We start from the raw sequence: 11521 nt of genomic DNA on the forward strand, positions 1-11521 counted from the left end.
GATTTAGATGAAAAAAGTAGAAATATTTGATCCAGCAATGTGCTGTTCAACCGGCGTCTGTGGCCCAAGTGTCGACCCCGATTTAACTCGTGTAGCATCAGCTGTTTATTCTTTGGGAAAAAAGAACTTTGATGTTACACGTTATAACTTAGCTAATGATCCGGGTGCTTTTACAGATAAGAAGGAAGTAAATCAACTCCTTCATGAAAAAGGTGCCGATGCGCTCCCCATTACCCTGTTAAATAATGAGGTCGTCAAAATTGGAAGTTATCCGACGAATGATGAATTAGCAGAATGGTTAGACGTGGATCCAGGTGAACTACAACAAAAGCCACTCGTTGTTGTGCCAATAGATTTAAACAAGTAGGGGGAATAATCGTGTATCAATCATTTATCCCAGAAAGTGTTGAAACACCATTTCTTTTTTTTACTGGTAAAGGTGGCGTTGGCAAGACATCAGTAGCTTGTGCCACAGCTGTATCACTAGCTGATCAAGATAAACAGGTATTGTTAGTTAGTACAGACCCCGCATCAAATTTACAGGATGTATTTGAAATCGAGCTGACGAATGACCCTGTCTCTATTCCAAGTATCGACAATCTGTTCGCATTAAACATAGACCCAGAGGAGTCGGCAAGAGTCTATCGTGAAAAAACAATTGGACCTTATCGGGGAAAACTGCCTGATTCTGTAGTTGCGACTATGGAAGAACAGCTTTCAGGAGCATGTACGGTGGAAATAGCCGCATTTGATGAATTTTCACATTTACTTTCAGATGAAAATATACTGAACAGCTATGATTATGTTGTGTTTGACACGGCGCCAACCGGTCATACCTTGCGTCTTCTAGAACTACCAACAGCATGGAATGGATTTTTAGAAGAGAGTACACATGGCGCATCCTGTTTAGGTCCGTTGTCTGGTCTTGGTGGTAAAAAGAGAGCTTATGCACAGGCTGTTCAATCCCTTTCTGATCAAACTAAAACGAGTCTAATTTTAGTATCCCGGCCTGATAACGCCTCCTTAATGGAAGCAAATCGTGCTTCATCAGAACTTAGAGATATTGGTATTCAGAATCAGATGCTGATAGTAAATGGTCTGCTCCAAACGTACCGACAAGATGACGAGGTTTCTACAGCATTTTATATGCGTCAGCGAAAAGCTTTAAAATTAATCCCAAATAAACTTAAAGAAATCCAAACATTTTCACTGCCTTACGTATCGTATTCGTTAACAGGGATTAAAAACCTTCGACAATGGGTTAATGATAATTCCATAATTGATTCCACATCTGACGGAAGCAGCTTCGATACCGAACAGATCAAGTTGCCTAATTTAAGTAGTGTTATAGACGATTTTTCATCTAAAGGTACACGAGTTATTTTCACGATGGGAAAAGGTGGAGTTGGTAAAACATCCATTGCCTCTGCCATTGCAGTCGGGCTTTCAGAAAAAGGTCATAAAGTGCATTTGACTACGACAGATCCAGCGGCACATCTGACATATATGTTTGACAATAATGCGATAATGGGGAATTTATCCATTAGTAGTATTGATCCAACAGAAGAAGTTGAAAAATATAAACAAGAAGTACTCTCAACAGCTGGAAAAGAACAAGATGAGGAAGGGATTGCCTATTTAAAAGAAGATTTGGAATCCCCATGTACAGAAGAAATTGCAATGTTCCAAGCATTTGCAGAAGTTGTTGAAAAGTCAAATGACGAGATTGTGGTTATCGATACGGCACCAACAGGTCATACTTTGTTATTACTTGATTCAACAGAAGCCTATCATAAGGAAATGAGTCGTTCTACAGGTGAAGTGTCAACAAGTGTGAAAAACTTGTTACCTCGTCTACGCAATCCAAAAGAAACAGGCGTAGTCATTGTGACGCTTGCTGAAGCGACACCGGTACTGGAAGCATCACGCCTTCAACATGACCTCAATCGTGCACAGATCATCCCAACGTGGTGGGTCATTAATCAAAGTTTGCATGCAACTGGCACACTTGACCCCGTTCTAAAGGGCCGTGCCGTGTCGGAAAAGCAATGGATACGGAAAGTTAACGAGGAGCTATCCCAGCAATGTGCTTTAATTCCTTGGATACATGAGGAAAAAATCGGCTATGACAATATAAAAGAAATGATCAATGCATAAACATTCCTTACGTGGAGGTATAAACATGGAAAAAGTAATTATTTTAGGCACAGGTCCAGCAGGACTTACGGCAGCTATATACTTGGCCCGAGCAAATATGAATCCAGTTGTGATCGAAGGAATAGAGCCAGGAGGTCAGCTAAGCTTAACTACAGAGGTGGAGAACTTTCCAGGATTTATTGACGGTGTAATGGGACCTGAACTGATTAGTAACATGAGAAAACAAGCTGAGAAATTCGGTGCTATATTTAAGAATGGGTGGGTAACAGATGTAAACCTTAAGCAAAAACCGTTTACAATTCAGGTGAGTGGCATTGGTGAAATGACCACCCAATCCCTTATTATATCTACTGGCGCGTCTGCAAAAATGTTGAACATTCCAGGAGAAAAAGAAAATATAGGGCGTGGCGTTAGCACTTGTGCCACATGTGATGGCTTCTTCTTCCGAGGAAAGAAAGTAGTTATTATTGGTGGCGGAGATTCAGCAATGGAAGAAGCAAATTTTTTAAGTAAATTTGCCAGCGAAGTAGAGATTATTCATCGAAGACAGGAACTTCGCGCATCTAAAATTATGCAAGAACGTGCTAAAGAAAATGAAAAGATTAAATGGAGCTTAAATAAAACACCAATTCAAGTGGTGAGCGAAGAAAACAAAGTAAAAGGTATTATGGTTAAAAACAATGATACAGGAAAAGAAGAAATGATCGAAACGGAAGGATTGTTTGTCGCGATTGGCCATAATCCAAATACAGAATTTCTCAACGGACAAATAAAAACCGATGCAGTTGGTTATATTCAAGTAGTTCCAGGCACGACCGAAACGAATGTACCAGGAGTGTTTGCCTGTGGAGATGTTCAGGATAATAAATATCGTCAGGCAATTACAGCTGCAGGTACCGGATGTATGGCTGCGTTAGATGTAGAAAGATATGTGGAAGGAAATATGGCGCAGGATTGGAGTCAATCGTTAAACGAAACACCTTAACCAATAAGAATATTTCAATGTGAATTTCTAACAAACAAGGAGGAAATGAGAATGAATATTACAAATGAAGCAAAACTAAAATTAGAAGGAATTTTCCAAGAGCAAGGAGCGAAAGGCATTCGCTTTTATTCAAATGGCGCTGGATGCTGTGGTCCACAAGTTGGATTGTCCTTAGAGGAACCAAAAGATACGGATATAATTCAAGAAATTAATGGCGTTAGAGTAGCACTTGATCAAGAACTAAAAGATTCTGTTGAGGCATTAACATTAGACAACGATGAGACACCGGAAGGATCACGTTTCGTATTACTTGGAATGGATCAATGCTAAAACGGAACGCTATTTTCTAATAGGACAATACAATGAAGAACTAATTATAGACAAAGAAAATGATTAACCTATGAACACCGTGGAGGGAAGTAAAACATGAAAATCATTATTATAGGATCCGTTGCTGCCGGTACTTCTGTTGCTGCAAAAGCACGTAGAAATGATGAACAGGCTGACATAACTTTGTATAACGCTGATTACGATATCTCTTATTCAATATGTGGGATTCCATACTTCTTAGGAGGAGAGGTGGACACGTTAGAGACTTTAACTCCTAGAAGTGCTCTATGGTTTAAAAAGCGCTACAATGTTGATATCCATACACGTCATGAGGTAACGGAGATCGACCCAGAGCAAAAGAGAGTCACGGTTAAAAATTTGAATAACAACGAAGTAATGGAAGATACCTATGATACGTTAGTGTTTGCAACAGGTGCCACCCCAATAACCCCTAGTATTCCAGGGGTTGAGAAAAACCATGTTTTCCAAATACGTACCATCCAAAATACAACTCAAGTTGACGAATATTTAAAAATTAACTCGCCTAAGAAGGTTACCATTATAGGAGCCGGGTTCATCGGACTTGAGATGGCCGAACAACTCATTCAAAAGGGCTTAGAAGTAACGATTGTCCAGCGAAGCAATCAAGTCATGCCACATTTTGATAAAGATATGGCTTTTCGAGTGGAAGAACACTTGGAACAAAAAGGCGTTAACCTGTTGTTGAATGAAGAAGTTAATGCTATCTCGGACAATCGTGTCGAAACGAAATCTGGAACCGTAATTGAGGCTGATATGGTGATATTAGCCGTAGGTGTTAAGCCAAACACAAAATTAGCAAATGACATCGGAGTCAAACTAAGAACTACTGGTGCTATAGCAGTCAACAGTAAAATGCAAACCAATCTTACCGACGTATACGCTGTTGGAGATTGTGCAGAGAGCTTCTCTCTTATTACAGGTAAGCCAATTTATCGCCCATTAGGTTCTACAGCAAATAAAATGGGACGTATTGCGGGAGACGTAATTACTGGGGGCACATTAGATCATCGTGGCATATTAGGTACGGGCATCTTGAGGGTATTTGATTTGGCTGTAGGGCATACTGGTTTGAGTGAAAAAGAAGCCCTTCAGTTGGGGTATGATGTTGAAGTGCTCCATAATATCAAACCTGCAAGTGCAGATTATCTTGGCGGTAGAGAATTAGTGATAAAAGCTTTGGCAGATAGAGAAACCGGTAGGGTGCTAGGTGTGCAAATTGTTGGTGTAAATGGTGTGGATAAAAGAATAGATGTATTTGCAACAGCTATCACGTTTAATGCAAAAGCGGAAGACTTATTCCATCTAGATCTTGCATATGCGCCGCCTTTCAGTACAACGAAGGATCCGGTTATGTATACAGGCATGGCTTTGCAGAACGCGATCGATAAGAAAAATAGGCTTATTACCCCACAAGAATTGAAACATCGTATAGAGAATGAAGAAGAGAAGATACAAGTAATTGATACAAGAGCATCAAAGCAATTTGAAGCTTCTAATGTAAAAGGAGCAATTAATATTCCTTTGGCCAACTTACGAACAAAAGCTAAAGATCTTGATCCTGATATACCTACCGTTACGTATTGTAATAGTGGGGTATCTGGTAATGCAGCACAGAACGTACTAAGGAATATGGGATTTAAAGAAGTATATAATTTATCAGGTGGTAATAAAAATTATCAAAGCTTTAGTAAAAATTAGTTGTTGTCTTTCCATTTTCAGATGAAAAATAAACCATCCCGTCCCTTGTTAAGAAGGACGGGATGATTTATTAAGGAAAACGATCAATCTTTTAATTGCTGTAATTCCTCGTAGGCAAATAGAAATTCTTTATAGCTCGTTTCGCCTAATGCTTTTGTATTATTTCTAAATAACCGTTGAAAAGTGATGTCTCTTGCTTTTTGTACAGAGCATTCCATTGCATTTATAATTAGATTCATGTAAGATGCAAAATATTCTTTCCGTAAGGCACCACCATGATTAATCACCATTTTTAACAACCCTTTCCCTGTTTTTTGTTATCACTCTCCCCCACAACAATTACTTGCTGGATTAAACCATCAATTTCAATAGGTGTTGCAGTGGGACCTACTCGACAAACTCCTGTTTCTGGTAAATTCAATTTTACTTTTCTAGCTTCTTTCTCATCTCCTGCAAGGTGTGCAACAATGGAACGCACTTGTTCATAACCAGTTGTCATTAAAAAAGTAGGAGCACGTCCATAGCTTTTAACGCCAGCTATCAATATAAAATCCTTGCTCAGGTTGACGTAATTCTTTCTCTCCATGTGGACGGACTGTTCCACAACTATGAAGGATAGGGTCAATAAGCGGAGCAAGCTCCCGTGTACTCTCCACTACTGGGCTATATCTAACCTGATTTTATTAAGAATGTAAAATTAAGTATCTGCCCCCCAAAATGGATTTACCCCTGCTTGATTAGAGTCTTCAAGATTATTTAATTCTTATTCATGATTAAAATTTAAAAGCAAATGAACTTCATACTCTCTCGACAAGTTTATTCTTATATCTTTAAGTTAAGAGTGGTTGAAAGAAACCTTTGGCATAGGAAGTATTTTTTTGGAAATAAACCCGTATCTTCATTTCTTCTTCAATTCTTTCAAATTGCTTCCTAGCCAATTGTATCCCCTCTTATCTACAAAATACGACATAGAAATTCAAAAGCCCTGTATTAGCAAATAAATTTCGAATAGATTTTGAATAGATATTGATATCTTCCACTCTGTTTCATCGCTAACCTCAAAGAAAACAATCTAATCCATTACATATTAATCTAAGAGGCTGTTTAGGCGAAACAATTCACTGACCAAAAAATATTCAAAACCCCATTTCTCACCTAATTTTTTTATATCATTACAACCTCTGCAGTAAGATCGACAGGACTAAGATTAAAGTTTAAGCTGAGAAGGAGAATGAGATTCCCTTTAATAAACGGACCCTATGTCATTACAATTAAAAACAGATATAAAGAAGAAATGTCACTACTTCTCCCTATCACAATTCTAATTCAAGATAACTGAAAAAGTTTCCACTTGTAATATATATGATTTTATTATAAATTATTATAGTCATTTATAATTAATTATAATAGTTTATAATAAATATAGTAGATTCTAAACAAAGGTTGGTGTCGTGATTCATATGATAAAAAATTCATTTTATATCTTTTACTTTATTGCTGTTCTATTCATGTGGGTAAAAACATACCTTACTCAGTTAACACAGTTCGAATTAGGTGTAGACAATTCTTTACAAAGCTTTTTATTATTTCTAAACCCATTAGGATCTGCCTTTCTTTTCTTAGGGATAGCATTTCTATTTAAAGGGAAAATGAAATACAAAGTTCTTCTTATTACTTACTTCTTATGTTCTTTTCTACTTTATGCAAATGTTCTGTTTTATAGGTTCTTTAACGACTTTATTACATTGCCAACACTAACTCAAACTCAGAACTTTGGAAATGTCAATGGAAGTATTATTTCATTATTAAAGCCATATGATTTCCTAATGTTCTTAGATTTTATAATTCTTATCATGTTAGTACTTTTGAAAGTTGTAAAAGTTGACTTGCGTAAATTTAGCTTTAAACAAGTAGGTATTGTTTTCTTAATAGGATTATCAATATCTGGAGCAAATTTGGCACTTGCAAATATAGATAGGCCACAGTTGTTAACTCGAGGGTTCGACAGAAATTATATTGTGAAATATTTAGGGATCTTTAATTACACGACATACGATGCTGTGCAAAGTACAAAAGCATCGACGAAAAGGGTTTTTGCTGATAGCGATGATATTACAGAAATCAGAAACTATACGAATGCAAAATATGCCGAACCAACTCCTCAATATTTTGGAGTCGGTGAAGGAATGAATATTATTTATGTGCATATGGAGTCTATCCAAAACTTTCTTATAGATTACGAACTTCATGGTGAAGAAGTAACGCCTTTTCTAAATTCATTAACAAGAGATGAAAACACTTTATATTTCAAAAACTTTTTCCACCAAACCGCTCAAGGAAAAACAGCAGATGCTGAATATATGGTCGCAAATTCACTATATGGTTTACCACAAGGTTCAGCTTTTACTACGAAAGGACTAAACACCTATCACGCTGCACCAGCTATTTTGTCTGATGTTGGTTATACATCAGCCGTGTTGCATGGGAATACAGGAAGCTTTTGGAATAGGGATGAAATCTATAAATCATTAGGATACGATAAGTTTTATGATTCTAGTTATTATGAAATGGACCCTGATAATCTAGCAGATTATGGATTAATGGATAAACCATTCTTTAAAGAATCAATGGATTATCTAGAAGCTTTAACACAACCTTTTTATGCGAATTTTATTACGGTAACTCATCATTATCCATTTACCATGGATCAGGAAAAAGCAACCATTGAACCTCATACTACTGGAAACAAAACTGTAGATAACTATTTTCAAACAGCCCGGTATGCAGATGAAGCTTTAGAACAATTTTTCTTGGATTTAAAGGAAAACGACTTATTTGATAACTCTATTATTATTATGTACGGTGACCACTATGGAATATCAAATAATCATAATAATGCAATGAAAAAAGTGATTGGCCAAGAGGTCACTCCTTTTGTAAGCACACAATTACAGAGGACCCCTTTATTTATTCGAGTACCAGGAATGGAAGGAAATATCATGGAACAATATGCTGGTCAAATTGACCTTCTTCCAACACTTTTGCACATTTTAGGAATTGATAGTAAGGACTATATTCATTTTGGGACTGATATGCTATCTGAACAGCATGATGAACTCGTACCTTTCCGTAATGGTGATTATGTGAGTCCAAAATATACAGGGGTTGATGATAGATTTTATGATTCAAAAACAGGAGAGGAACTTATAGACGACGAACAAATTAAACAAGCCAAAAAGTATCGTCAGCTTGCAGAGGAAGAATTGTTGCTTTCTGATAAAGTTGTAAATGGCGATCTACTACGGTTTTATACACCTGAAAAATTCACACCTGTCGATCGTACTAAATATAACTATTTAAAAACAACAAAATAAGATATATACTATAACGTCGTTTAAAGTTATATAGAAATTCACAAAAAAGTTGGTTCTTGTACATTAGAGAATCAACTTTTTTAGGTAGATGAAACTCATAAATTGATCTTTAAATTCACGAATTTCAAACCTTTGCACTACGATACAATGAGAACTGTGCAATTAGTTCATTTTGCAACCTTATGGCAAATATTTTCTAATACAAATCCTTGTAATCCATAAGTCTTCTGCTACCAACAACTACATACTCGCATAATCAACAATAGAAGGTATGAACTGATAACGCATGACACTTAATGATACATCCCAAAGGCCGTAATGACTTATAACTTATCTATGTAAATTTCATGAGCTTGTTATGTAATTTACCGTACCGAACCGTAACGTGCCTTACTATACCGAAGCGCACCGGACCTGACCCAACCTAGTCGAACCAAATTGACCTATATCATCAGCAATAAGGAGGTCACCCTTATTGAACGGTAACTGATACCGTTTCTACTCTTTGTCTTCATCCCAAACCATGTTCCTCCAATTGGGTGGAATTAGTTCATTTTTAATTGCAGCCTGTATCATTCCTCTATGATTATGATCTAATCGGAGCACGTGACATTTTTTGCAAAGGGTCCTCAAATTCAGCAATTTATTACTACCTCTCACACCACTTATAATATGATCTATATTGCATTCATATAATGATATTTCAATACCACACTTACAACAAATCCCGCCGTCTCTTTTCCAAACAATAGGTCGAATAGATTTAAACCAAGTTTCTCTAGGTGGTCTTATTTTAGGCATTTAATTTTTCCTTCAATATATTAAAATTTACTACCTCAAACCTGCCGTACCCTATTTTTCGGCCATCTCCGAGTCCGGCAAATGCCCCAGCGTCCAAACAAAATGCTTCCATTTGTTGACGATTTATTAGTGTATTCTCCCACATGATTACAAACTTTGATTCCCATCCTGCTGAACTTGCTAAACGATATCTAATGTTCTTTACACCTCTTCTCGAAACTGGTCTTACATCGATATACACATCTTTTGAATTATCATTAGTTAATTCATCTTCATTTGGTACAAATCTATTCAAGAGAATTCTCTCATCAATCACTTGTAATGATGCAGATACTATAGATTCCATCGTCCCTCTACCTTTAGGTGTATATCTTGCTCCAGATCTTATACAAGAGAAAATATAATCAGGATTAAGGTATAACTGTCCTTCCGGTGTTACCTGGTAGGTCTTCTTCCATTCTTCAGGATTATTTCCAGCCACACCTGGTTTTTCTTCTTTTATAAGAGGGATCGAATTAATTGTGAAATTATTAAATAATAATGGTCTAATTCCTTTTATTTTTACTTCTGCTCTTATTAGAGACATATAATCCTCCTTTAGATACTTATAAGTACAATATTTGCTTATTTTTATATTTTATACATCTTATATAATTTTCACCCCTTTCTTAGTCTAAGAGAGAGGTGATATACATGTCAGATTTTCTGAAGTTAGTTGGAGAAAGAATTCGTATAATTAGAAAAGCCCAAGGCCTAACACAAGAGGTGCTTGCAGAGAAAGCAGAATTACAACATTCATATATAGGTGGTATCGAACGTGGGGAAAGAAACATTTCATTACTCACTTTAGAGAAAATTATAAACTCTTTAAATATATCTTCAGCAAGTCTATTTGATTTTAGTGATATTGATACTGCAAATAGTACTAACATAAACGAAATATTAGATATACATGTAAACTTACTTCGAAAACGTGATATTAAAGACGTAAAATTAATACATAAAGTGGCAAAAGAAATACTTGCTCATGTTGATGATAAAACAACTCGTTCTCTTTAAAAGTAACCAAGTCCAGTAGAACTCCTTCATTATATGGAGGAGTGTTTTATTCTGTCCTAATTCTCTAAATCTCTTTTCACTACAGTTACGTCATTCTAGATTTTTTTGGATTAGTGAATCTCTCTATTACCACTTTTATGCATAAAATAATTTGAAATATAGGGGATATAGTACAATAATATCGAATACTGTTTTTGTTTTATAACTTACTAGGGTGCGAAGTTTACCAATCCATATTAAATGTCTAGTTTATATAATTCTATTGTCTTCTTTTTGTACAGAAAACCATCTAATCGATTGTTGAGCTATAATATCCATTAATTGAGAAAACTCTTCTAACTGTTCCACAGGACATTCTGTGCCCTTTGATCTATAATTCGTCTTAGCATGTGCAAACATATTTCTTGTTGCTGTAACTGAATCTACAATCTCAGTAAACGCTTGCTCCCTCTGCTCTCTTTTACTATCTAATGTAATTTTATTTGTCCTTTTTAAAAATTTCGGTGCATATCTAGCTAACTCAAAGATATCACAGCATGTATCAATAGTAATTTTAAAAGCCTGATAATCTTTTCCTAAATCTCTATGCTCGTCAAAAATTTTACCTAATTCCAGAATGTAATCTGAATCCGGTGATAAGGCTCTGTTACTTGAGAGTTTCATCATAGTTTTCTCAATTAAATCTTTGCGTATCACTGTTTGAGATACATACTCTATAACACGACTGAAACTTAATATCTGTTGTTCATGGTACGAAGTATTAAATGCTGATTTATAGATATTTAATAATTCTTTAATGCCTCTTCCTTGTAGAAGTGGTCTTAAACTTTTTTCTTCTAATTGTTTAATTTTTTCTTCATCGTCACTTTCATCGTAATCCCAAAGCTCATATACCCAAGGATGAGGTTTGATGTCAAAATTAAAAGTGGACTTTAATTCAAAAAAGTAAGAGTCAAATATAACATCTAAGTGTGTTTCCACGATATTATTATCACTTTCTATTACTATAAATATATCCTCATATAAATATGGGGGTACATATTTATTATAAAGTTCTTCCTCTACTAGCTTAATA

The 11521-nt window shown here is 35.8% G+C and carries 12 protein-coding genes; 7 read left to right on the top strand and 5 right to left on the bottom strand.

The window, feature by feature from the left end; genetic code table 11:
• Positions 1–7 precede the first annotated feature (7 nt).
• The 5 genes from arsD (at position 8) to OMHG_RS07460 (ending at position 5212) form a co-directional block, all read left to right on the top strand.
• A complete protein-coding gene (gene arsD, locus OMHG_RS07440) occupies positions 8–367 on the top strand; it encodes an arsenite efflux transporter metallochaperone ArsD (protein WP_010649716.1) in 360 nt (119 codons plus the stop codon).
• An 11-nt stretch (positions 368–378) separates the two neighbouring features.
• Entirely contained in the window at positions 379–2157 is a 1779-nt protein-coding gene (gene arsA / locus OMHG_RS07445) for an arsenical pump-driving ATPase (protein ID WP_010649718.1), read from the top strand.
• A 25-nt stretch (positions 2158–2182) separates the two neighbouring features.
• Entirely contained in the window at positions 2183–3142 is a 960-nt protein-coding gene (gene trxB / locus OMHG_RS07450) for a thioredoxin-disulfide reductase (protein WP_010649721.1), read from the top strand.
• 51 nt (positions 3143–3193) lie between these two features.
• Positions 3194–3472 carry an adhesin gene (locus OMHG_RS07455; RefSeq protein ID WP_010649723.1) on the top strand — a complete coding sequence of 93 codons (279 nt, stop codon included), beginning with the start codon at positions 3194–3196 and terminating at the stop codon, positions 3470–3472.
• Between the two features lie 96 nt (positions 3473–3568).
• Positions 3569–5212, top strand: a complete 1644-nt coding sequence (locus tag OMHG_RS07460; RefSeq protein ID WP_010649726.1) for an FAD-dependent oxidoreductase — start codon at positions 3569–3571, stop codon at positions 5210–5212.
• Positions 5213–5295: 83 nt separating this feature from the next.
• On the opposite strand, the gene OMHG_RS07465 is transcribed toward OMHG_RS07460, so the two are convergent.
• Positions 5296–5502 (bottom strand): hypothetical protein, encoded by a 207-nt coding sequence (locus OMHG_RS07465; RefSeq protein ID WP_010649727.1) that lies wholly within the window; start codon positions 5500–5502, stop codon positions 5296–5298.
• 2 nt (positions 5503–5504) lie between these two features.
• Positions 5505–5816: a hypothetical protein gene (locus tag OMHG_RS07470; RefSeq protein ID WP_419760931.1), complete on the bottom strand. Its 312-nt coding sequence runs from the start codon at positions 5814–5816 to the stop codon at positions 5505–5507.
• Between the two features lie 856 nt (positions 5817–6672).
• On the opposite strand from OMHG_RS07470, the gene ltaS reads away from it, so the two are divergent.
• Positions 6673–8586: a lipoteichoic acid synthase gene (gene ltaS, locus OMHG_RS07475; protein ID WP_010649731.1), complete on the top strand. Its 1914-nt coding sequence runs from the start codon at positions 6673–6675 to the stop codon at positions 8584–8586.
• 498 nt (positions 8587–9084) lie between these two features.
• On the opposite strand, the gene OMHG_RS07480 is transcribed toward ltaS, so the two are convergent.
• Both OMHG_RS07480 and OMHG_RS07485 read right to left on the bottom strand, forming a co-directional pair.
• Positions 9085–9387 carry an HNH endonuclease gene (locus tag OMHG_RS07480; protein ID WP_010649732.1) on the bottom strand — a complete coding sequence of 101 codons (303 nt, stop codon included), beginning with the start codon at positions 9385–9387 and terminating at the stop codon, positions 9085–9087.
• Positions 9380–9973: a hypothetical protein gene (locus tag OMHG_RS07485; RefSeq protein WP_010649733.1), complete on the bottom strand. Its 594-nt coding sequence runs from the start codon at positions 9971–9973 to the stop codon at positions 9380–9382. Before OMHG_RS07485 ends, OMHG_RS07480 begins: the two co-directional genes overlap by 8 nt.
• Before the next feature lie 107 nt (positions 9974–10080).
• Between OMHG_RS07485 and OMHG_RS07490 the strand changes: the two genes are divergently transcribed.
• Complete coding sequence (locus OMHG_RS07490) at positions 10081–10446, top strand: helix-turn-helix domain-containing protein (RefSeq protein ID WP_010649734.1); 366 nt, start codon at positions 10081–10083, stop codon at positions 10444–10446.
• A gap of 249 nt (positions 10447–10695) precedes the next feature.
• On the opposite strand, the gene OMHG_RS07495 is transcribed toward OMHG_RS07490, so the two are convergent.
• Positions 10696–11521 (bottom strand): hypothetical protein (locus OMHG_RS07495; protein WP_044476822.1); only part of this gene is annotated, 826 nt, incomplete at its 5' end.

This window comes from Oceanobacillus massiliensis str. N'diop (genome assembly GCF_000285495.1).
GTDB classification, from domain to species: domain Bacteria; phylum Bacillota; class Bacilli; order Bacillales; family Amphibacillaceae; genus Oceanobacillus; species Oceanobacillus massiliensis.

What these genes read in the sequence shown, in the direction of transcription:
- arsD (WP_010649716.1), top strand. Translation starts at nt 8, where the DNA reads ATGAAAAAAGTAGAAATATTTGATCCAGCAATGTGCTGTTCAACCGGC.
- trxB (WP_010649721.1), top strand. Translation starts at nt 2,183, where the DNA reads ATGGAAAAAGTAATTATTTTAGGCACAGGTCCAGCAGGACTTACGGCA.
- OMHG_RS07455 (WP_010649723.1), top strand. Translation starts at nt 3,194, where the DNA reads ATGAATATTACAAATGAAGCAAAACTAAAATTAGAAGGAATTTTCCAA.
- OMHG_RS07460 (WP_010649726.1), top strand. Translation starts at nt 3,569, where the DNA reads ATGAAAATCATTATTATAGGATCCGTTGCTGCCGGTACTTCTGTTGCT.
- OMHG_RS07465 (WP_010649727.1), bottom strand. Translation starts at nt 5,502, where the DNA reads ATGGTGATTAATCATGGTGGTGCCTTACGGAAAGAATATTTTGCATCT.
- ltaS (WP_010649731.1), top strand. Translation starts at nt 6,673, where the DNA reads ATGATAAAAAATTCATTTTATATCTTTTACTTTATTGCTGTTCTATTC.
- OMHG_RS07480 (WP_010649732.1), bottom strand. Translation starts at nt 9,387, where the DNA reads ATGCCTAAAATAAGACCACCTAGAGAAACTTGGTTTAAATCTATTCGA.
- OMHG_RS07485 (WP_010649733.1), bottom strand. Translation starts at nt 9,973, where the DNA reads ATGTCTCTAATAAGAGCAGAAGTAAAAATAAAAGGAATTAGACCATTA.
- OMHG_RS07490 (WP_010649734.1), top strand. Translation starts at nt 10,081, where the DNA reads ATGTCAGATTTTCTGAAGTTAGTTGGAGAAAGAATTCGTATAATTAGA.